The sequence below is a fragment of the Antrihabitans auranticaus genome (assembly GCF_016481275.1).
GTDB lineage: Bacteria > Actinomycetota > Actinomycetes > Mycobacteriales > Mycobacteriaceae > Antrihabitans.
Map to the genome: position 1 here is coordinate 1386257 of NZ_JAEMNW010000001.1, position 20799 is coordinate 1407055.

Consider the following 20799-nt stretch of genomic DNA (forward strand, 5'->3'; position numbering starts at 1 on the left):
CTAGTCCGGGGACTCACACGGCAGTTCCCCGCGCGCGACCGCATCGACCATCAAGCCATGGTCGATCTCCGTTTGGTCGGCGTACGCGCGAGAAAAGCGGCACAGCGCAACCTCGAGTTTGTCGGATTTCCCCACGTATCCGGCGATCATCGAGGCACCGCTCGTGCGAGCGTGACCCTTTGCGAGTAGCCGACCACAGATTCCGGCATAGTCGGTGAGAGCCGACGGTGTCAGGTGATCGATCGCGATTGTGCCTTTCATATTCCGGAACTGCCGCACGTAATACTGGCGGCCTTCGACCGTGGTCCACCCGAGCAGCGGATCGCTGACGGTCTGCAGTGCCTGCTGATACTCGACGACGCGCCTGCCCTGATGGTCGTGCCATGCGGAGTCGCCGTGCACGAAAGGGGCGACCACCGAGCGCCGGGCCTGCTTGAGCTGCAGGAAGACGACGTCGTCCGGGCTGCTGCCTTCGCACAGTGCGACATACGCCCGCAACCCGACGCTGCCGACTCCGACGACCTTGTGTGCAACATCGACAAGCGTGTACCCGCTGAGCACGCGCCGCCAGTGGCTCGGCAACGTGCCGAGATAGTCGTCGAGGCCCTCGGCAAGATGGTCGGCTTCGGCGTCCGGTAACCGCGAGATAAGTGGCGGCTCCGTCACGATTCGCCGGCGCCCCTCGGCCTCCTCTGTGAACCTGGGCAGCGCACGATCGCTGACCCGCCGCTGCGCCCGTTCCGCCGAACGCTCGATCTCCTTGCGCAGTAACTCATCCGACGCCGTCGTCTGCAAGCGGCCGCGATCGAGTCGCTCGAAAGATCTTGCAAGCAGAGGCTGCTCGGCCAGCCAACGAATATGCTTGCGGTACATGGCAACACACGACTCGACAGCATCGGCACATTGCTCTTCCGTGGCCGAGTTCTGCCGTCCCGCAATCCAAATACTTGCCGTGAGCCGACGAACGTCCCACTCCCAGCCGCCGGGATGTGCTTCGTCGAAATCGTTCAGGTCGAGCACAAGATCGCGTTCCGGCGACGCGTAGAAGCCGAAGTTTCCCAGGTGTGCGTCGCCGCAGATCACTGGCCGGATGCCGGTGGCAGGCAGTAGCGAGAGGTCGTAGGCCATGACGATCGCCGACCCGCGCAGAAACCCATATGGCGAGGCCACCATTCGACCCACCCGAACCGGAATCAGCGAATCGATTCGGCCCCGGTGCGATTCGTTGACGAGGGCGATGACATACGGGCGATCTCGATCGGTTCGCCATTCGCCGAGTGACGATCTCGGCGTCTCCCCGCGCATCTTCCTGCCCAGCGAATAACGCTCCTCCCGCGGCATCGCCTGCCGCCGCAAAGACGCATAGTCTGTGCCGTCGGCCGTCGGGACTACGACATGGTGACCGGCGCCGCCACTGTCACTCGAACGAGCTTCCGGTTTCTGTTCGGCGTCCATATGCCAATAGTGCGCGCCTACTCCGCATTGTTCGCGCTGTTTGCGCGTCAGCCTGCCGACAGTTCGAGGATTTGGTTGGTCTCGGTGAGGTTGACGACGTACACGCTTCCGTTCGAGCCGACTGCCACATCGCGCGGATATTGCAGGCCGTCGAATGGCAGCACGACCTGATCGGACGATCCCGTAGCAAGCTTGACCACCCGGTTGTTCCCGTTGTCGGCCACGAATACATCGCCTGCATCGTTCAGAGCAATACCGACGGGGTAGCTGAGTCCGCGAAACGGCAGCGTGACCGCAGTGTCCGATCCTGCTGCGAGTTCGAGAACGCGGCTGTTCCCGCTGTCGGCGACGAAGACATCGCCGGCCTCGTTCACCGCCACACCCGTTGGATCCACGAGGTCGTCGAACGGCAGCACAACCTGTTGCCCAACGCCGTTGGCGAGCATCAGGACTCGTGAATTCTGCGCGTCCGTGACGTAGACGTTCCCGGACGAGTCGACCGCGATGTCGACGACCAGACTGACGCCGGTGAAGGGTACGACTCGCAGGTCTACACCATTGCTCCGCAACACTTTGCCCGACAGGTACTCGATGACGTAGACCTCTCCGGAGCCGCGGACCGCTACCCCGGTCGGCCCCTCGAGATCAGCGGAGAACGGCACGACTTCCTGCGTCGCAGACCCCGCCGGCAACTTCAGCACGCGGCCGTCGGCCGAATCGATCGTGTAGACGTCGCCCGTGGCACTGACGGCCAATCCGCTGAGACTCGCAGGGGTGAACGGGAGCACGCGCTGTACCTGCGCGGCATCGATCGCTGTCGCAGTGGTCGTTCCGGTCGCGGTCGACTTTCGAGCCGAGTCGCTGGGCCACAGGACGAACGCCAGGATCCCCACGAGCACGAGTGCCACGGCAACGGCGACTATCGCCGCGGTATGCCGACTCGGTGGCGGCGGCATCCCGGGATTGTGTCCAGGCGTGAACTGTTGTGGTGCAGCCCAACCCGGACTGGGCGGGTACCCACCTGCCGCCACGTAGGTCTGCGGCTGGGCGACCCTCGGCGGCTCGACGGTGCGCACAACCGTCGGCTGCGGCGGGCGCGCCTGCAGCGCTCGGCGCGCTCCCGCGGCCAACTCTCCACAGCTGGGGTAACGCCCTTCGCGGTTCTTTGCCAATGCTCGCCCGATGACGGCGTCGAACGCAGGTGAAATCCCCGGACGGACCGCACTCGGACGTGGGATCGGTTGACTGAGGTGGCCGTGCATGATCGTGGCGGCTGCCGGACCTGGATAGGGCGGTACCCCGGTCAACAAGTGAAACAGCGTGCAGCCCAACGAGTACACGTCCGCGCGATGGTCGAGTGGCAGGCCCTGAATCTGTTCAGGCGATGCATAGACGAGAGTCGCGACGAGCATTCCGGACTTTGTGAGATGAGCGGTGTCGTCGATTGCTTTCGCGATCCCGAAATCGGCGAGCAACACCCACTCGGACGCGCCCGGATGAGCCGCGTCCGCCAGCAGAATGTTCGCGGGCTTCACGTCTCGGTGCAGGACTCCGACCGAATGCGCATAGTCGAGCGCCCGACCCGTTTCGGTGATGATGTGGATCACGCGACCCGGCGGCAAGGGACCGTCTCGGAGGAGTTTCGAAGCGTCCGTACCGGATACGTACTGCATCGCAATCCACAGTTGGTCGCCCAGGCGGCCACGGTCGTAGACGGGCACGATGTTCGGATGCTGAAGTCTGGCGGCGTGCTCGGCTTCCTGCTCGAAGCGCGAGCGGACGTAGTCGTCTGCGGTGAGACTGCGATGCAGCAGCTTGAGTGCGACCTTGCGCGGCAGGTTGGGATGGTTGGCGAGGTAGACGCCGCCCATCCCGCCGACACCGAGGACGGCCTCGATCGTGTACCCGGCGAACGAGTCGCCAGGTCCGAGGTCAGCTCCGCTCATCGGTAAACCCGTCTTCCCGCGATAACGCGAGAATACGACCAACTGACCGTGCGCGTGGCTGCTACGGCAGTCGAGCCGGTTCGTAGGCTCCGATTGCTGCGACCTTCGCCGCCGACGCGGAAGACTCGTCGAACCGATAGCCGAGCCACTCTGTGACCAAGCGCCGAGCGAGTTCGATTCCGACGACTCGCTGGCCGAGGCACAGTACCTGTGCGTCGTTGCTGAGGATCGCACGCTCGACGGAGAAGCTGTCGTGCGCGGTCACGGCCCGAACACCCGGCACTTTGTTCGCGCTGATCGCCACTCCCAGACCGGTTCCGCAAACGAGTAGCGCCCGGTCGGCAGTGCCATCAGCAACCATGCGGGCGGCAGTTACCGCGACGTGCGGATACGCGGTGTGTTCGTCCGGACCGACACCGACGTCGACAACGGTCGCGACCCTCGAATCTGCTTCGAGGTCGCGGCGGAGCGCGTCTTTGTATTGCAGGCCGGCATCGTCGCAGCCGACCACAATTCGCAATCGATCACTCATTTCGTAACGCTCCGTTCGGTTTCGAAAAGTTCGGCGACAGTGCCGACGCACATCGCAAGGGATACCGCGCCGGCATCGGGGGCGCCGAGACTCTTCTCGGCGAGCGGACGAGCGCGGCCTATCTTCGGCCGCAGGGCGGCGGTTGCGGCAGCGGAGTCGTGGGCAACGTCAACGGCCGCTGCCCATGCCGCCCGCCAACTCTGTCCAGCGCTGACGGCAGATTCGACCGATTCGACGAACGGCAACAGCGAGTCGAGCATCGTTTTGTCGCCAGGCTTGGCGCCACCCAATTGGACCAGTGCGTCGTAGCCTGCCCGCAGCGCCGCAGCCACCGTCGCGTCGTCGGGTATGCCGTGGTCGCCGAGTGTGCGGCCGATCGCGCCGAGGGCAGCACCCCAGAGCACGCCCGAGGTGCCACCTGCCTGGTCGGCCCATGCCGCGCCGGCGGCGCCGAGCACAGCGGAAATCCCACTATGGCGTTGCACGGCATCCGCTGCGGCCGAGGCGGCTGCGGCTGAGCCGCGGACCATCCCGCGACCGTGGTCGCCGTCGCCTGCGATGGCGTCGATGCGCCCGAGCCTGTCCTCTGCACCGGCCATCGTGCGGTTGATCGCTGCGATGGCGTCGGCCGCGAACCGGCCGCAGAGCCGCGACGCGTCGTCGGAGACCACGACGGCCACAGAATCCAGTTCGATTGTGGTGCTGACTGTTTCACGACGAACTCCAGCAACCGGTGCCGCGCTGCCTTTGCGATATGCAGGCGTATCCGCCGGTGCGGTCCACAGGCGTTCGAGTTCTTCGTCGAGCCAGGTGATCGTCAACGAACACCCTGCCATGTCAAGGCTCGTCACCAGCTCACCGACTTCCGGCTCGATGACGACGTAGCCCGCTGCCGCCAGCAAAGAAGAAACGGTCTTCCACACCACGAACAGTTCCTCGTACTTCGTGCGGCCGAGCCCGTTGAGAATTGCGGCGACACGGTTACCCGCGCCGACCGGACGTTCGGCGAGCACGCCGCGGACGAGTACCTCGGCAAGTTCCCGGGCAGTGGGCAACGGGTGACTCGCAACTCCGGGTTCGCCATGGATCCCGAGACCGAGGCCCATCGTGGCCGGCTCGACCGCGAAAAGCGGCGACCTCGCTCCCGGCATAGTGCAGCCCTCGAATGCGACACCGAGTGTGCGCGTGGCGTCGTTCGTCACACGTGCGATCCGCTCGACCTCGTCGAGGGCGTGGCCCTCTTCGGCTGCCGCACTCGCACAACGGAACACGGTAAAGTCCCCGGCAATTCCGCGCCGCTTTCCGATGTCTTCGATCGACGCGCTGGCGATGTCGTCCGTGACAGCCACGAAGCGAGTGTCGATGCCTTCGGATCGCAGTTGAGCTACGGCCAATCCGAAGTTCATGACGTCACCCGCGTAGTTGCCAGTGAGAAAGAGAACCCCGGCTGTGCCGTGTGCGGCGCGGGCAACCGATGCGGCTTGTTGGGCCGACGGGGACGTGAAGATATTGCCGACAACAGCTCCGTCGGCGAAACCTCGGCCTACGACTCCGCAGAACGCGGGGTAGTGCCCGGACCCACCCCCGACCACGACCGCGACCTTCCCCTCGGGCGTCTTCGTAGCGCGGACAACGCCGCCGGGTACACCGACGACATAGCGTGCGTTCGCGTCGAGAAAACCCTCGAGCATGTCCTCGGTGAAAGTTGCGGGATCGTTGAACAGTCGAGTCATGATGTGCCTCTGGAGTATTCGGTGGACTGCGGGCGAATGCCCGTCAGTGCATGTGGCTTCCGCCGTTGATGTCGAAGGTCGCGCCCGTGAGGTACGCGGCATCGGCACTGGACAGGAACGTGATGACGGCAGCGACCTCATCGGTCGTCGCTGTGCGGCCCACCGGGATGTCACGAGCCAGGGCTGCCTCGCTTTCCGGGGTCGCGCCGACGCGGATGTTGGTGTCGACCGCGCCAGGAGTGACGGCGTTGACGGTCACGCCGCTGGTGCCGAGTTCGCGTGCGAGCGCCTTTGTGAAGCCGAGAATCGCAGCCTTCGCCGAGGAGTACGGCACCTTGCCGAAAACGCCGCCGCCGCGTTGTGCTGACACCGACGACATGTTGACGATGCGACCCCACCCGGCCTCGAGCATTCCCGGTAGGAATGCCTTAGTGACGAGGTAGGTACCGGTTGCATTCACGGCCATGACCTTGTTCCAGATGTCGAGCGTGGTCTCGAGGAACGGCACAGGTGACGTGATACCCGCGATGTTGGCGAGTGCGCCGACGACCGGCAGGTTGCCTGCGGCGACCTCGGCAGTGACCGCGGCATGTGCAGCGGCAACGGAATCCTCGGCTGTCACATCGATTTCGTAGCCGAATGCGGGTACCGCGAACTCGTTGCCTATCTCTGCGGCGACCTTTGCCGACTTTTCCCCGTCGAGATCGAGAACGACGACCGCCCAGCCTTCTTGGGCATAGCGCCGGGCGACGCCGATGCCGATTCCGCGATCCGACGTTGCGCCGGTGATCACTGCGGTGCGCTGAATTGTGCTCATTGTTTCTTCCTGCTTTCGTGGGTGTGCGGGTCAGATGAGTGCCGAAACGAGTTGTCCGGCTTCACGTGTTGCTGCTGGACGGCCCTCGTGGGTCACGTCGCGGGTCTCGAGTTCGAGGGAGAAGTGGCCGCGGTAACCGTGCCGCGTCAGTGCGTCGATTCCGGCCGCGAAATCGGCATCACCCTTGCCGATGCTCAAGTTGATGTTGCCGGGGACAGCGTCCCGCAGATGTACGTGCTCGATCCGATTTGCGAAACGTTCGACGAACGCGACGGGATCGGCGCCCGAGGCCACGATGTGGCTGAAATCCATCACGACGCCCACACGGGAGGCGGTCAACCGCTCACTCAAAGCCGTTGCGCGCTCGATGTTGCAGCAGAGACGGTGTAGGTGCAGAGTCTCTGCCCACAGTTGAATACCGCGTTCGTTCGCCCTTTCGGCCGCGGTCGAAAGTTCGTTCGCGATCCGGTCGAGGTCGGCGTCGAGCGACTGGATCGGCGTGTGGTCGATCGCCCCACAGGGCAGAACAAGGGCTTGCGCACCGATCGCTTCGGCAAGCTCCAACAGCATCGCGAGGTGCTCTCCGCGCGCCCGCCGGCCCTGCGCGTCGAGTTCGACGTTGAGGTCGCCGATATCGCCGTTGATCGATCGGGCGGCTAGGCCCGACCGCGCGACTGTGATCGCGACAGCAGCGACAGCTGCGCGATCGAGAACGTAGGGAACGTGGTCGCAGACACCCGGTAGTGCACCGAGATCGATCTCGGCAAAGCCGAGCGAGCTGATCGTCCGTAGGGCCTCGCCGAGTGGCTGGTGCCGAAAACTGATGGTGGAACACCCCAGTCGGTGGTGGAACATCGTCGCTCATCCCTTGCTCGGTGCGTATGTGATGGTGAGCACACTAGCTGAGTTGACTGTTAACAGTCAACGGGCAACTTACCTGCTGTTCATTGTTGACAGTCAACTGTGGCTTGGTTCACACTATTTCTCGTCACACTGTTGACGGTCAACAGTCAGTCACTATTCTTGTTTTGAAGGGATGAGCACTATGAGCGCTGAAGCTCTGCAGATGCGCGGTCCGGTCCACGGGACTCCGGACGCGAAAAGGGTTGCTGTCGGCTCCGGCGTCGGTGCCGTCATCGAGACCTACGACTTCATCGGTTTCGGTACTGCCGCTGCGCTGTACTTCGGAACAGCATTCTTTCCGGGCGCAAGCCCGGTGGCGGGCACGCTTGCCGCGTTCGCCACGCTCGGCGTCGGATTCGCCGCCCGCCCGCTGGGCGGCATTCTCGGCGGTCACCTCGGCGACAAGGTCGGCCGCAAGCCGGTTCTGGTCGCCTCCCTGATCGTGATGGGGTTGGCAACGTTCCTCATCGGTGTACTACCCACTTATGCCCAGGCCGGCATCATCGCCCCGATCCTGTTGGTCGTCGTTCGCATCGTCCAAGGCCTCGCCTTCGGCGCCGAATGGGGCGGCGCAATCCTCATGAGTTACGAACACGCACCCTGGAAAGAAAAGGGCCGCTACACCGGCGTCGTCCAGGCCGGCTTCCCGGTCGGCCTACTGCTCGCAAACCTCGTATTCCTCGGCAGCGTGCATCTCGGCGGCGACTGGGCGTGGCGCGTGCCGTTCCTCGCGAGCATCTTGCTCGTCGTCGTCGGACTCATCATTCGGGCGAGAGTTCCCGAGTCACCCGTATTCGAGAACGTCAAAGAGAGCGGCGATATCGTCGCATCGCCGATCAAAGAGGTCATCCGTGACGACTGGCGAAATATCCTGCGCGGCATAGGCTTGCGTATTGCCGAGACCGCCGGTTACGCCGTGTCGATCACCTACATGATCTCCTACCTGCACAACACCAAGCTGGCGACCAAGACCGAAACGCTTGTGGCACTCTGCATTGCCAGCGCAATCGGCATCTTCGCGACCATGGCGTGGGCGCGGCTCACGGACAAGATCGGCCGACGCACCGTCTACCTGTATTCCACCGCGTTCGCTGTCGCATTCGGTATTCCGATGTTCCTTCTGGTGAATACCGGCCTTGCCGTACTCATCGTCGCCACGATCGTCCTCGCCTATGCCGTGTGCCAGAACTCGCTTGCCGGCGCACAGGGCGCCTGGTTCCCGGAACTCTTCCCGGCAAAGACCCGTGCCTCCGGTGCGTCGTTGGCGTACCAGATCTCCGCAATGGTCTCCGGCTTCACGCCCTTCGTCACGACGCTGCTCTATGTCTCTTTCGGCTGGATCGGACCCGCCCTGCTGTTCACCTTCTACGCCGCGATCGGCTTGTGGGCGGCTGTACTGACCAGGGAAACCTGGGGACCGCGCGAACGCCGACTCGCCGACGAAGCAGCCTCGGCCGAGTCATACGCCGACACCAAAGTTGCCGCCTGAATCCGCTGTTTCGTAACAGCTTCGAATCAAAACCTTAGGACGATCATGACTGTATCGACACGCGACCTCGAGTCGCTGCGCACCGATCGGCGCGAACGCGTCGAAGCGGCTGCCTATCGAATGCGCCACTACGCACTGAACATGGGCGAAGCACAGGGGCAGGGCTACGTAGGGCAAGCGCTCGGCGCTGCCGACCTCCTCGCAGCGGTGTACGCCGACCAGCTGACCTACCGCCCCGAGGATCCCCACTGGAACGGGCGGGACCGGTTCCTCCTCTCGACCGGCCACTATGCAATCGGCCTGTACGCCGCGCTCGCCGAAGCGGGCATCATCCCGGTCGACGAACTCGATACCTACGGCTCCGACGAGTCCCGCCTGCCGATGTCCGGCATGGCGAGCTATACGCCTGGCATGGAGATCTCGGGCGGATCGCTCGGCCACGGCCTCACGGTCGCCGTAGGAATGGCAATTGGCCTGCGACACCAGAATTCGAGCTCGCGCGTCTTCAACTTCCTCTCCGACGGCGAGCTCGACGAGGGGTCGACGTGGGAGGCAGCGATGGGGGCGAGCCACCACAACCTCGGCAACCTGACCGCCATGGTCGACATCAACGCGCTCCAAGCCGACGGGAACACCGCCTCGGTACTGCGCACGGAACCGGTGGCCGACAAGTGGGCAGCATGTGGCTGGTTCGTTCGGCGGGTCGACGGAAACGATGTCGGGGCGCTGCTCGATGCGTTCGATGCTATTGCAGCACAGGCGAAACCGGTCGGCCAGCCGTCGGTGATCCTGGCCGATACTCGCGTGGGACGAGGCGCGTCGCTGCTCGAGAACCGCGAGAAAGCGCACTTCATGCGCATCGATGAGCACGAATGGCAAGTCTGCCGCGACCAATTGACCGCAGGGTACGAAGGAAAGAGCAAACGATGAGCACCGTTACGAAACCCCGCCTGCGCACGTCCGCAATGATCGCCTCGTTCGCCGACGAGGGGCAGAAGACGACGCCGGCGCCGTTCGGCCACGCGCTTGTCGCGGCAGCCCAGCAGGACAAGCGAATCGTCGGACTGACCGCCGACCTCGGCAAGTACACCGACATGCATATCTTCGCAGAGGCGTTCCCCGACAGGTTCTTTCAGATGGGTATGGCCGAGCAGCTGCTGTTCGGCGCAGCGGCAGGAATGGCCGAGACGGGACTCATTCCCTTCGCGTCCACGTACTCGGTGTTCGCGGCGCGCCGAGCCTACGACTTTCTCTGCCTCGATATTGCTGAGCCGAATCTCAACGTCAACATCGTCGGCGGATTGCCCGGTCTCACAACCGGATACGGGCCATCCCACCAAGCGACCGAGGACATCGCGATCTTCCGTGGCATGCCGAACCTGACGATCGTCGACCCGTGCGATTCCGTCGATATCGAACAGGCCGTACCGCAGCTCGCAGCCAGCGAGGGCCCGACCTACCTTCGCCTGCTGCGCGGCAAGGTGCCGACAGTGCTCGACGAGTACGACTACACCTTCGAACTCGGCAAAGCGAAGGTACTTCGTACGGGCGCCGACGTCGTGTTCGTCTCCAGCGGACTGATGACGATGCGCGCGCTGCAGGCTGCCGAAGCCCTTGCTGCCCACCACGTCGACGCCGCAGTCGTTCACACACCCACGATTAAGCCCTTCGACGCGACAACCGTTCTGGGCGAGGTCGACTCGGGCCGGCTGGTAGTTACGTGCGAGAACCACACGATCGTCGGCGGACTGTTCGAGACGGTTGCCTCCGCCGCTGTCCGAGCGGGAGTATCCGCGAAGATCGTGCCGGTCGGATTGCCGGACGAGTTCCTCGCCGCAGGCGCACTTCCGACGCTCCACGAGCGTTACGGCCTGTCGACGTCGCGCATCGTTGCGACAACGCTCGAAAACCTCGCATGAAAGCAGTAGGCGCTCCGCGCCCGTGCGCGCTTGGCGAGGCTGTGGACTCGCTAACCGCGCGCAGGGTGCGGAGCACCCTTCCTAGCGTACGATCAACTGTTGACAGACCAGCTGTCAACAGTCGGTCGACGGGACGAGGAGCATTCATGGCGCAGGATCCGGGTTCACTGCTGCGGTTGGAAAAAACCAGCCTGCGCCGCCAGGCCTTGGTCGCGCTTCGACGTGCGATCACAACTGGCGAACTGCAGCCTGGAACGCACCTGGTGGAAACCGAACTGTCCGACGCGTTGCAGATCAGCCGCGGCACCTTGCGCGAGGCACTCCGTCAACTCCAGCAGGAGGGCCTCGTCTCCGAGGGCGATCGGGGACGACTGGTCGTACGCCACCTTGATACGAAGGAGATCCGCGACATCTTCCAGGTACGAGCGGCGTTGGAATCTCTTGCGGCGCGCGAACTTTGCGCACAACACGACCGTGCCGAAGTCACGACGGCGTTGCGGAACTCCGTCGATCGCATGGTCGCGTGCGAAGCCGCCGACCTCGACGAGCGCATCGAGGCCGACCTCGACTTCCATCGCACCATGTGCCGTCTCACGGGCAACGACACGCTGCTGCATTCGTGGTCGTCGTTGGAGGGCAGCATCCGGATGTCGATCATGTTTGCCGGTGTCGAGCGCGCCGTTCGCAACATGGACGCCGCGAGACATTTCGAGATCGTCGACGCGATCGAGTCCGGCGAGGCAGACAGAGCCGCAGCGACGGTCGTCGAGCACATGGCCGGTGCCGCCGACGTACTCGTTTCCGGCGCGGCCTGAGCGTAGCGACGTCGTGCTGCGGCCCGATCGCACTGCCGGACTCACAACCGCGGCACAGCACGCGCATTCGTTTCTCGAGTCTCTCGATGAGCGGCCGGTAACGGCACGGGTGGATGCGAGTGCCGTCCGCGCGGCGCTCGGCGGACCGGTGCCCGTGCGTGGCGAAGACCCTGGTGCGGTCATCGACGCGCTGGCCGCAGGCGCCGAACCCGGCCTGGTCGCCAGCGCCGGGCCGCGCCATTTCGGCTTCGTGATCGGAGGCGCTCTGCCCGCGGCGTTGGCTGCCGACTGGCTGGTCTCGGCATGGGACCAGTGCGCAGCCTTCCACTCCCTCGCCCCCGCGGCCGCCGCGATCGAGGAGATCACCTCCGCATGGACGCTCGACCTCCTCGGCCTGCCTGCGGACGCGAGCGTCGGCTTCGTGACCGGTGGGCAGGGCGCGAATACGACGTGTCTCGCCGCAGCCCGGCATGCAGTGCTCGCCCGGGCAGGTTGGGACGTCGGAAAATACGGACTCAATGGTGCACCGCCAGTTCGCATCCTGTGCGGTGAGCACGCGCACGCCACCATCTACACAGCCCTACGGCTGCTCGGGCTCGGCGCCGAAACCGCAATTCGAATTCCCGCTGACGATCAGGGCCGGATGAATCCCGAGGCGCTGCGCGACGCGCTCGCCGACGCCGACGCCGACGCCGACGGACCGACTATCGTCTGCGCGCAAGCGGGAAACGTCGCCACCGGTTCGTTCGACGCCTTCGATCCGATTGCCGAAGCGTGCGCGCAACACAACGCGTGGCTGCACATCGACGGAGCGTTCGGCCTGTGGGCTGCAGCAGCCCCGGCTACCCGGCACCTCACGCACGGTGTCGAACGGGCCGACTCCTGGGCGATCGACGCCCACAAGTGGCTCAATGTGCCCTACGACGGTGCGATGGCCATCGTTGCCGACCCGGACGCGCACGTCGCCGCAATGAGCCTCGCCGGTCCGTATCTCGTGGTTGATCCTGGTCAGCGCGACAACACCAACTACGTTCCCGAAAGTTCCCGCCGTGCCCGCGCGGTTCCCGTCTACGCGGCGATCCGTTCACTCGGCCGAGCCGGAATCGCCGAATTGATCGAACGCAACTGCGCCCAGGCCCGGCGGATAGCCGAGCGGCTGGCGACGATTCGCGACGCAGACATCATCAACGACGTCGTCCTCAACCAAGTCCTGCTGCGACTGCCCGGCGGCGACGATGCCAACCGCGCCGCGGTGGCCGCTATCCAGCAGGACGCGACGTGCTGGTTGGGTGGCACAACCTGGAACGGCGAATACGTTCTGCGCGTGTCTATTTCGAACTGGGCAACGACCGACGACGATATCGACCGCTCGGCAGCGGCAATCGAGCGCGCTATTCGACAGTGAGCGTCGTGACGAACATGTGTCCCGTTGCGTGCGTGATCATCAGTTCTGTCTTGGCTTCCATCGCGACCTGCTGAGGCGTGACGCCGCACGCCCAGAAGACCGGCACGTCATCGGGTTCCATCGTCACGGGGTCGCCCCAGTCCGGCTTGTCCAGGTCGGGAATGCCCAAAGCCGCCGGTGAACCGATGTGCACCGGTCCGCCGTGAACCTCGGGGTGCGCCTCGGTGATGGTGACTGCTTCGACGACCCGATCCGGCGGCATCGGCCGCATCGACACGACAAGCTTGCCTGCAAACTGGCCGGCCGGCACGCAATCCCGATTCGACACGTAGACAGGGCCGTTGACCTTCTGATCGATGTGGCGAACGGGCAAGCCTGCGTCGAGTAGCAGGTGCTCGAACGAGAAGCTGCAACCAAGAAGAAATGCGACGAGGTCCTCGCGCCACAGATCGACGATGTCGGTCCGCTCGTCGGTCAGTTCCCCATTGCGGTAGACGCGGTAACGAGGCAGGTCCGTGCGTAGATCCGCCCCCGGCGCAATGAGTTTCGGTTCCGGGTCGCCCAGATCGGTCACTTCGAGGATCGGGCAGGGTTTCGGATTGCGCTGGCAGAATCGAAAGAAGTCGAACGCGTCCTTCGCCGGCAGGATTGCCAGATTCGCTTGCACGTAGCCGTGGCAGATTCCGGAGGTCGGACGGTTCCAGGCATTGTTCCGGTTGGCGTGCCATGCCTGTTGCGGGCTCGCGTCACGCATCGTGTCCAGAGTCGATGTCATTGTGTATGTGCTTCTTTCACGAGGTCCTTCGCAACCCAGGGTGCGCCGAGCAGCGCTTGGTGCACGATGCCTGCCATGATTTCCGCGGTGGCGGCCACGAAGCGAGTCGGGATGCCGTCGTCACCACGGAAAGCGACGTCGTCGACACCGCCGCTGCGCAATCCGGCGTCGAGGCCGACCTCGGTCCACCGGCGGATCTGCTCACCGTCCAGGACAAGATCGCCTCTCGCCGCGCAGATCGCCAGCGCCGCAACAAGTGTGTAGCACCCGAAGTTCGAGACCGACGCCGGGAACAAGTAGTCGACGAGCGTGGCAGCAAAGAATCCACCGGCGACGGATACGCCCGCGGGCGTCAACGGCTCGGCCTGTTCACGGATGTTGCCGAAGCCGATCTCGTTGCCGTTGTCGCCGATTCCGATCGTCAAGGCACCGGAGTCTGCGCCGGCCTGAACATAGTCGTCACCGTACGGGTCGCCAACGTCCACGAGCGTGCCCCACACGAGATGTCTTGTGCCACGCGAGTTTCTGCCCAGCTTCTCGACGGCGACGACGATGTCGAAGCCCGCACCGAAACGTCGCGCAGACTCCGTATCGGGCAGATCTGCGCGGCGCAGAGTGACCGCTGGGAGGTCAGCGGCGTCCATGATCGATTGGATCGGCGCCATCGCCTCCGCATCCACGATGATCGTTACGTCGAAGCCGAGCAACGTCAGCGCGCGGGCGAGCGCAATCGATCCGATCGGTCCGTCGATCTCGCCGCACGGAAACCGTACGGCGTCGACGAGTCCGGTCACGATGAGCACCTTCCCCTTTTCCCGACCGAGGATCGCCTGCGCGATTTGATACGACAGCGGCGGCGCTGCGGAATCGCGAACCAGGTTGTAGAACGGCGCAACCACGCCGGCGGGACTCGTCGGCGGCCGCATCTCCGTGATTGCGAATCGATCCAGGCTTTCGAATGCCGGATGCGATTCCGGTTTGGCGACCATGGCAGCTTCCTTCCGATCCCGTTGCTCGTTCACGATATACCGTATCTCACTATGGCGGAAGGTAGCAAACCGAGCCGTCCGAGCAGCGGCCTATCGGCAGACCTCCTACGCTCCCCATCCTCGCTGGTAACCTGTTGCTCCGCACTACTTTTCGGGATGCGCACCGGATATATGACCCTAAAGCCGGTGCGTATCCCTAAACGGGGCGCGGCGGGAGAGGCGCAAGTTTTGAGCTGTCGGTTGTCCAACAACGAGATATCGTATATCGTCAATTCTAGCTAGACAGGTCAGCTCGATCAGAATCGATTACAGGAGAAACGCAATGCGCTTGGCGACCGTGAAAGTCGACAACACCAGACGAGCGGTCTTCGTCGACCCGAAGCGCGGGGTGCTGTTCGCCGACTCGGTTCTGCCGAACTTCGACGGCGACGTGCGCGACCTGGTCGAACTCGATGCGGACGATGATGTGCTCGCCCTAGCCGCACGGGCCCATGACGACCTCTTCGTCCCTGTCGACGAGATGCTGTTCACGGCGCCCTATCTGCGCCCTCGCAAGATCTGGGGAATCGGGCTCAACTACCGCGACCACGCAGGAGACCTGTCCGAATCGGTACCCGACGAGCCGGCGTCTTTCATCAAAGGCGACCACACGATTGTCGGCCAGGACGAACCGATCGAACTGCCGCCGACCACGTTGAGCAACAGGGTGACCGCCGAGGCCGAGATCGGGCTGATCATCGGTCGCACCTGTCGCAACGTGTCCGAAGAAGATGCCCTTGATTACGTCTGGGGAGTGACGACCATCCTCGACCAGACAGCGGAGGACATCCTGCGCAGAAATCCTCGTTTTCTCACGCGCGCCAAGAACTTTCCAAACTTCTTCTGTTTCGGGCCCGAGCTGGTGCCGATGGCAGAAGTGCGGGACACGTTTCCCGAACTCGGCGCCATCGAGGTCTCTACAGTGCGCAACGACGACGAGATTCGCTCGAACACGGTCTCCAACATGACCTTCTCTCCCCGGCATCTCGTCAGCTTCCACAGCCAGGTGATGCCGCTGTTCCCGGGCGACATCATTTCGACCGGCACACCCGGCGCGCTCGTCGTCGCCGACGGTGACCGCATCGAATGCCGGATTCCCGGAATCGGCATACTGCGCAACACGATCAAGCAGGGCTGAGTTCGATGAATCGCGATGCCTTGGCCGACTTGCTATCCGAGACAATCGATGCCACGTACAAGGGCGTGCCGCTCGGTGCAACCGTCCGTCTCGATGAGGTCGGCAACCAAAGCTGGAACGTCGCGCGAGGCGATCTCGCGCTACCGGTGACGACGTTGCGACGTAACGCAATCGACCACAACCTCGACACGATGGCGCAGTATTGCGTACGCCACGGCGCGTTGTTCGCTCCGCACGGAAAAACGACAATGTCACCACAATTGTTCGAACGCCAACTTGCGGCGGGCGCCTGGGCAATGACCGCCGCAACGCCCTCACAGGTGGCGATCATGCGGAAGTACGGCGTCACCCGAATCATCATGGCGAACGAATTGTCCGATGCGCACTCCGTCCGCTGGATCGCAGGTGAGCTGACCGCGAATCCGGACTTCGACTTCTACTGCCTTGTAGACGATCCCGAAACCGTCTCCTACATCGACGACATCATCGCAGCGACCGGTGCCGATCTCAGTCTGAATGTGTTGTTGGAGATGGGCATCGACGGCGGACGCGGCGGTATCCGGACCGAGAAGGATGCAATCGCTGTAGCCGATGCTGTCTCGGCAGCGCGGCACCTCACCTTGCGCGGTGTCGAAACCTACGAAGGCCTCGTGACGTCCGGCGGCTCGGCGACCGATCTTGCCGCAATCGACGTGTTGTTCGACCGGGTCCGGCGCCTCGTCGATCTTTTGGAAGAACGAGACTTGTTCGGCGCCGGTGACGTGATCGTCACAGCCGGCGGCAGTTCGTATTTCGACCGCGTCGTCGCCAAGCTGGCGGCTTGGCCGAATGCGAAACAACCTGTCCGACTGGTACTTCGCAGCGGCTGCTACCTCAGCCACGACCTCGGCAAGTATCACTCGCTGTCACCACTCGACGGCCGTCGCGCGGAGCACGAGACGCTGCACCTCGAGAACGCCCTCGAAGCCTGGGGCAGCGTATTATCCTGCCCGGAACCAGATTTGGTGATCGTCGGTAGCGGCAAGCGGGACGTGCCGTACGACGCCGGCCTCCCGACCGCCCTACGCGTGCACCATCGGGATGGATCGGTCACCGAACTCGGCAGCACCACCGAGGTTTTCAAGGTGATGGATCAGCACGCCTTTCTGCGCGTCAACGTCGAATCGGCGATCCGGCCGGGTGACATCGTCGTATTCGGTCTCTCACATCCGTGTACGGCATTCGACAAGAGCCGATTCATTCCGGTGATCGACGACGACTACACGGTCGTCGACGCGATCCGGACCTTCTTCTGACCCGAAAGCTCATTCAATGAACAGACCCTATTCGCCGAGCGTCCGTCGCGGCAATCTCGTCTTCACCGCGGGCCAGTGCGGCTACCACCTCGACAAGACCCTGGCTGAAGGTTTCCAGGCGCAGACGAGGCTTGCGCTCGAAAATCTGGGCGGCGCTCTCGCGCTGAGCGGCGCAACCTTCGCCGATGTCGTGTCGGTCAACGTGTTTCTCGCCAGCGGTGACGACTTCGAGGCGATGAACGCCGTCTACACCGAATTTTTTGCCGAGCCGTTTCCTGCCCGGACCACGGTCACAGTGGGCTTGCGCCCAGGTGTCCTGTTCGAGGTCAATGCGCAGGCCGTCGTCTCGGATCAGTAAGCAAGCAACTAACTCTCATCGGAGGAACCAATGGATCTGGGCATCAGGAACAAGGTCGCGCTCGTGCTCGGTGGTGGAGGCGGGCTAGGTCGCGCGATCGCGACAACGTTGAGCGCCGAGGGCGCCGCAGTCGCGATCTCGGACAAGAACGAAGATGCACTCGAGGAAACGACCGCCCAACTACAGAACGCATCCCTTGCGCTCAAATGGGACCTCGCCGATCTCGATGCCGTATCCGGTCACATCACGACCATCGAGGACACTCTCGGCCCGGTCGACATACTCGTGAACATCACCGGCGGACCGCCGCCGACGCCGGTATCCGGGCAGGACGTCGCACTCTGGGGCGAGCATTTCCGGTCGATGGTGCTGTCGGTCATTGCCATCTCCGATCGGGTGCTGCCCGGCATGAAGGAGCGCGGCTGGGGCCGACTCGTCACGAGTGCATCGTCCGGCGTGATTACGCCCATTCCGAACCTCGGATTGTCGAATGCGTTGCGCTCCGCCCTCGTCGGCTGGTCCAAGACCCTGTCCCAAGAGGTCGGCCGGCATGGGATCACGTCGAACGTCATCGTTCCAGGCCGCATCGCGACGAAGCGAATCACCTTTCTCGACGAGGCGAAGGCCAAACGCGAGAACCGTCCAGTTGCCGACGTGACTGCTGACAGCGTCAGCTCCATCTCGGTTGGCCGCTACGGCGACCCGCAGGAGTACGCCGATGCCGTTGCCTTCCTGGCGAGCACGAGGGCCGCGTACATCACGGGTTCCGTGTTGCGCGTCGACGGCGGGTTGATCGCGAGCGTCTGAGCTAGATCCGCGAAGCTCGCGCCTCGGCGCGCATGGCGTCGAGTACGCGAGCCTCGGAATCGTCGATGTAGGACAACAACGCCCGCGCAGCGAGCTCACGCTTTCCGCCCAGCAGGAGGTCGGCGATTTCGCGATCCCGCGGGATCCACAAGGTCTGGAATTCGGTATCGATCGGCAACGCCCAGAACGCGATTCGCAGCTGCGCAAGTTGCTCATCGAAGAACCGGGACATGCTCGGCGACTCGAGCAATCCGACGATGGCGGTGTGCACGCCAAGGCTCGCGGTCGCAGCCTGCGCCCATTCGTCGCGCGCCAGATGCTCCTCGGCCTCGACAACCGCTCGCTCTACCGCGAGGAGGCGCTGCTCGTGTGCACGTGAACTGTTCTGTACTGCTGAGCATTCCAACGTCCGCCGGACCCGGTAGATGTCTCGCACCTCATCGATATCGAGTCGGCGCACGGCAGCACCGCTGTGCAATCGAAGTACGACGAGGCCCTGAGCCGCCAACAGCCGCAGCGCTTCTCGAGCGGTATTGCGCGACACCTCGAACCGTTGCGCCAACTCTGCGTCCTTGATTCGAGCGTCCGCACCGAGTGCGCCCGCGAGTACTTCGCGGCGGAGAGTCTCGGCTACCCGCTCAGCGCTGAACGCGACCGTCGGCGCCGCGCTGTGTGAGTCGACAATGCTGGACACAGGTTCACACTAGCAGCGCTCCCAGCTCAATTGTTCAACATCGATTCACGCTCTTTCGTAGGACAATCTTTCGGACTAATCCGACAGACCAGCCCTTATATCGGAATTTAGTGCGGTTACAGTCTAGTTTTCGTAGGACAATCCTGTATCGTAATGGGTGGTTCGGCAGATCGACGCAGCTCACCGACCAAAGTTCGTAGGACGAAAAGCAGATCTGATCGGAGCGGCATGACCAGAACCATCCAGAACGTGATCGACGGCAAGTCGGTCGATGCCGCATCGGGCAGAACGACCGACCTGATCGACCCCTGTACTGGTGAGTTGTTCGGCACAGCAGCGCTGTCGAGTGACCTCGACGTCGATGCGGCCTACGAATCGGCGGCTGCGGCGTTCGAACTGTGGAAAACCGTGAGCCCGCGGGAGCGCCAGGCCTTGTTGTTGCAGATCGCCGACGCAGTCGAAGCCGCAGCCGAGGAGTTGATCGCCGCCGAAAGTCAGAACACCGGGAAGCCGATCGCTCTGCTGCGAGCCGACGAACTGCCGGATGCGGTCGATCAGATCCGGTTCTTCGCCGGTGCGAGCCGGGTCCTCGAGGGCTTGAGTGCCGGCGAGTACACATCCGGCCATACCTCCTACATTCGCCGGGAACCGATCGGAGTGATCGGCCAGGTCGCGCCGTGGAACTACCCACTGCTCGAGGCGGTCGGCAAGTTCGCTCCAGCTATCGCGGCCGGAAACACTGTCGTTCTCAAACCCAGTGATACAACGCCTGTTTCGACCGTGCTACTGGCCTCCATCGCAGCCGAGTTTCTCCCGCCGGGTGTTCTGAACGTCGTCTGCGGCGATCGCGACACAGGTCGAGCCGTCGTCTCGCATCCGACCGCGCAGATGGTTGCCATCACCGGATCGGTCCGGGCAGGATTCGAGGTTGCCCGTACCGCCGCCGACGACGCGAAGCGTGCGCACCTCGAACTCGGCGGCAAGTCACCGGTCATCGTGTTCGCCGACGCCGATCTGGATTCGGCTGCCACGACGATCGCAGAAGCCGGCTACTACAACGCCGGCCAGGACTGCACCGCGGCTACCCGGGTGCTCGTGGCGGAGTCCGTCGCGGACGACTTCGCCGCTCGCCTCGCCGAGCGCGCCAGAGAAACAAAGGTCGGGTCCCCGACCGATCCCGACGTCTTCTGCGGGCCACTCAACAACGCAAACCAACTGGCGCAGGTCAGCGGGTTCGTCGAGCGAACTCCAGGGCACGCGGCGGTTCTCGCCGGCGGTACCCAGCTCGGGACACGCGGATACTTCTGGGCGCCAACGGTTATCGCAGGACTCCGACAGGACGACGAGATGAGCCAGAACGAAATCTTCGGCCCTGTCATCACCATCCAGACATTCAGCGACGAAGCAGACGCCGTGCGCAGCGCCAACGATGTCCGCTTCGGCCTCGCTTCATCCGTGTGGACCACCGACAACTCGACTGCGATGCGCGTTTCCAGCCGACTCGACTTCGGCACGGTGTGGGTGAACTGCCACACCGTCAACGTGTCCGAGATGCCGCACGGTGGATTCAAGCACTCGGGTTACGGCAAGAACCTATCCATGTACGCGCTGGACGACTACACCCGTATCAAGCACGTCATGCACAACATCGCGCCGTAGCCGTGCCCCTCGGTGCGAAGAGAGAAGCAAT

The 20799-nt window shown here is 63.8% G+C and carries 19 protein-coding genes; 10 read left to right on the forward strand and 9 right to left on the reverse strand.

Annotated elements, in window-relative coordinates; all coding sequences use genetic code 11:
* The 6 genes from JGU72_RS06435 to JGU72_RS06460 form a co-directional block, all read right to left on the reverse strand.
* The gene (locus JGU72_RS06435) at positions 1-1455 is read right to left on the reverse strand and encodes a DUF2252 domain-containing protein (RefSeq protein WP_199682848.1); all 1455 of its coding nucleotides are present in this window, start codon (positions 1453-1455) and stop codon (positions 1-3) included.
* 47 nt (positions 1456-1502) lie between these two features.
* A complete protein-coding gene (locus JGU72_RS06440; RefSeq protein ID WP_199682849.1) occupies positions 1503-3401 on the reverse strand; it encodes a serine/threonine-protein kinase PknD in 1899 nt (632 codons plus the stop codon).
* 61 nt (positions 3402-3462) lie between these two features.
* On the reverse strand, positions 3463-3933 hold the full coding sequence (locus tag JGU72_RS06445; RefSeq protein ID WP_199682850.1) for a ribose-5-phosphate isomerase: 471 nt from the start codon (positions 3931-3933) through the stop codon (positions 3463-3465).
* Positions 3930-5666 (reverse strand): dihydroxyacetone kinase family protein, encoded by a 1737-nt coding sequence (locus JGU72_RS06450; RefSeq protein WP_199682851.1) that lies wholly within the window; start codon positions 5664-5666, stop codon positions 3930-3932. Before JGU72_RS06450 ends, JGU72_RS06445 begins: the two co-directional genes overlap by 4 nt.
* Positions 5667-5709: 43 nt before the next feature.
* Complete coding sequence (locus JGU72_RS06455) at positions 5710-6483, reverse strand: SDR family NAD(P)-dependent oxidoreductase (RefSeq protein ID WP_199682852.1); 774 nt, start codon at positions 6481-6483, stop codon at positions 5710-5712.
* Positions 6484-6513: 30 nt separating this feature from the next.
* Positions 6514-7338 carry a sugar phosphate isomerase/epimerase family protein gene (locus JGU72_RS06460; protein ID WP_199682853.1) on the reverse strand — a complete coding sequence of 275 codons (825 nt, stop codon included), beginning with the start codon at positions 7336-7338 and terminating at the stop codon, positions 6514-6516.
* Between the two features lie 190 nt (positions 7339-7528).
* Between JGU72_RS06460 and JGU72_RS06465 the strand changes: the two genes are divergently transcribed.
* The 5 genes from JGU72_RS06465 (at position 7529) to JGU72_RS06485 (ending at position 13014) form a co-directional block, all read left to right on the forward strand.
* A complete protein-coding gene (locus tag JGU72_RS06465; RefSeq protein WP_199682854.1) occupies positions 7529-8875 on the forward strand; it encodes an MFS transporter in 1347 nt (448 codons plus the stop codon).
* 45 nt (positions 8876-8920) lie between these two features.
* On the forward strand, positions 8921-9805 hold the full coding sequence (locus tag JGU72_RS06470; protein WP_199682855.1) for a transketolase: 885 nt from the start codon (positions 8921-8923) through the stop codon (positions 9803-9805).
* On the forward strand, positions 9802-10794 hold the full coding sequence (locus tag JGU72_RS06475) for a transketolase family protein (protein ID WP_199682856.1): 993 nt from the start codon (positions 9802-9804) through the stop codon (positions 10792-10794). The genes JGU72_RS06470 and JGU72_RS06475 overlap by 4 nt, the downstream gene beginning before the upstream one ends.
* Before the next feature lie 146 nt (positions 10795-10940).
* Positions 10941-11609, forward strand: a complete 669-nt coding sequence (locus JGU72_RS06480; RefSeq protein ID WP_199682857.1) for a GntR family transcriptional regulator — start codon at positions 10941-10943, stop codon at positions 11607-11609.
* Positions 11610-11625: 16 nt separating this feature from the next.
* Positions 11626-13014, forward strand: a complete 1389-nt coding sequence (locus JGU72_RS06485; protein ID WP_199683250.1) for a pyridoxal phosphate-dependent decarboxylase family protein — start codon at positions 11626-11628, stop codon at positions 13012-13014.
* Here the strand turns inward: JGU72_RS06485 and JGU72_RS06490 are convergent.
* Together JGU72_RS06490 and JGU72_RS06495 are read right to left on the reverse strand one after the other, a co-directional pair.
* A complete protein-coding gene (locus JGU72_RS06490) occupies positions 13001-13768 on the reverse strand; it encodes a putative hydro-lyase (RefSeq protein ID WP_199683251.1) in 768 nt (255 codons plus the stop codon). The two genes, JGU72_RS06485 and JGU72_RS06490, sit on opposite strands and share 14 nt — an antisense overlap.
* A gap of 17 nt (positions 13769-13785) precedes the next feature.
* Positions 13786-14778 (reverse strand): glutamate cyclase domain-containing protein, encoded by a 993-nt coding sequence (locus JGU72_RS06495; RefSeq protein ID WP_199682858.1) that lies wholly within the window; start codon positions 14776-14778, stop codon positions 13786-13788.
* Positions 14779-15100: 322 nt separating this feature from the next.
* Between JGU72_RS06495 and JGU72_RS06500 the strand changes: the two genes are divergently transcribed.
* From JGU72_RS06500 to JGU72_RS06515, 4 genes are read left to right on the forward strand one after another with little or no spacing between them, the layout of a single operon-like run.
* Complete coding sequence (locus JGU72_RS06500; RefSeq protein WP_199682859.1) at positions 15101-15955, forward strand: fumarylacetoacetate hydrolase family protein; 855 nt, start codon at positions 15101-15103, stop codon at positions 15953-15955.
* A 5-nt stretch (positions 15956-15960) separates the two neighbouring features.
* Complete coding sequence (locus JGU72_RS06505) at positions 15961-17250, forward strand: alanine racemase (RefSeq protein WP_199682860.1); 1290 nt, start codon at positions 15961-15963, stop codon at positions 17248-17250.
* Positions 17251-17266: 16 nt separating this feature from the next.
* A complete protein-coding gene (locus tag JGU72_RS06510; RefSeq protein WP_199682861.1) occupies positions 17267-17608 on the forward strand; it encodes a RidA family protein in 342 nt (113 codons plus the stop codon).
* A gap of 30 nt (positions 17609-17638) precedes the next feature.
* Positions 17639-18415 carry an SDR family oxidoreductase gene (locus JGU72_RS06515; RefSeq protein WP_199682862.1) on the forward strand — a complete coding sequence of 259 codons (777 nt, stop codon included), beginning with the start codon at positions 17639-17641 and terminating at the stop codon, positions 18413-18415.
* 1 nt (position 18416) lies between these two features.
* Here JGU72_RS06515 and JGU72_RS30580 read toward each other — a convergent pair whose 3' ends face one another.
* Positions 18417-19109 (reverse strand): GntR family transcriptional regulator, encoded by a 693-nt coding sequence (locus JGU72_RS30580; protein ID WP_199682863.1) that lies wholly within the window; start codon positions 19107-19109, stop codon positions 18417-18419.
* Between the two features lie 228 nt (positions 19110-19337).
* On the opposite strand from JGU72_RS30580, the gene JGU72_RS06525 reads away from it, so the two are divergent.
* Positions 19338-20768 (forward strand): aminobutyraldehyde dehydrogenase, encoded by a 1431-nt coding sequence (locus tag JGU72_RS06525; RefSeq protein ID WP_199682864.1) that lies wholly within the window; start codon positions 19338-19340, stop codon positions 20766-20768.
* Positions 20769-20799 lie beyond the last annotated feature (31 nt).

What these genes read in the sequence shown, in the direction of transcription:
- JGU72_RS06435 (WP_199682848.1), bottom strand. Translation starts at nt 1,455, where the DNA reads ATGGACGCCGAACAGAAACCGGAAGCTCGTTCGAGTGACAGTGGCGGC.
- JGU72_RS06440 (WP_199682849.1), bottom strand. Translation starts at nt 3,401, where the DNA reads ATGAGCGGAGCTGACCTCGGACCTGGCGACTCGTTCGCCGGGTACACG.
- JGU72_RS06445 (WP_199682850.1), bottom strand. Translation starts at nt 3,933, where the DNA reads ATGAGTGATCGATTGCGAATTGTGGTCGGCTGCGACGATGCCGGCCTG.
- JGU72_RS06450 (WP_199682851.1), bottom strand. Translation starts at nt 5,666, where the DNA reads ATGACTCGACTGTTCAACGATCCCGCAACTTTCACCGAGGACATGCTC.
- JGU72_RS06455 (WP_199682852.1), bottom strand. Translation starts at nt 6,483, where the DNA reads ATGAGCACAATTCAGCGCACCGCAGTGATCACCGGCGCAACGTCGGAT.
- JGU72_RS06460 (WP_199682853.1), bottom strand. Translation starts at nt 7,338, where the DNA reads ATGTTCCACCACCGACTGGGGTGTTCCACCATCAGTTTTCGGCACCAG.
- JGU72_RS06465 (WP_199682854.1), top strand. Translation starts at nt 7,529, where the DNA reads ATGAGCGCTGAAGCTCTGCAGATGCGCGGTCCGGTCCACGGGACTCCG.
- JGU72_RS06470 (WP_199682855.1), top strand. Translation starts at nt 8,921, where the DNA reads ATGACTGTATCGACACGCGACCTCGAGTCGCTGCGCACCGATCGGCGC.
- JGU72_RS06475 (WP_199682856.1), top strand. Translation starts at nt 9,802, where the DNA reads ATGAGCACCGTTACGAAACCCCGCCTGCGCACGTCCGCAATGATCGCC.
- JGU72_RS06480 (WP_199682857.1), top strand. Translation starts at nt 10,941, where the DNA reads ATGGCGCAGGATCCGGGTTCACTGCTGCGGTTGGAAAAAACCAGCCTG.
- JGU72_RS06490 (WP_199683251.1), bottom strand. Translation starts at nt 13,768, where the DNA reads ATGCGTGACGCGAGCCCGCAACAGGCATGGCACGCCAACCGGAACAAT.
- JGU72_RS06495 (WP_199682858.1), bottom strand. Translation starts at nt 14,778, where the DNA reads ATGGTCGCCAAACCGGAATCGCATCCGGCATTCGAAAGCCTGGATCGA.
- JGU72_RS06500 (WP_199682859.1), top strand. Translation starts at nt 15,101, where the DNA reads ATGCGCTTGGCGACCGTGAAAGTCGACAACACCAGACGAGCGGTCTTC.
- JGU72_RS06505 (WP_199682860.1), top strand. Translation starts at nt 15,961, where the DNA reads ATGAATCGCGATGCCTTGGCCGACTTGCTATCCGAGACAATCGATGCC.
- JGU72_RS06510 (WP_199682861.1), top strand. Translation starts at nt 17,267, where the DNA reads ATGAACAGACCCTATTCGCCGAGCGTCCGTCGCGGCAATCTCGTCTTC.
- JGU72_RS06515 (WP_199682862.1), top strand. Translation starts at nt 17,639, where the DNA reads ATGGATCTGGGCATCAGGAACAAGGTCGCGCTCGTGCTCGGTGGTGGA.
- JGU72_RS06525 (WP_199682864.1), top strand. Translation starts at nt 19,338, where the DNA reads ATGACCAGAACCATCCAGAACGTGATCGACGGCAAGTCGGTCGATGCC.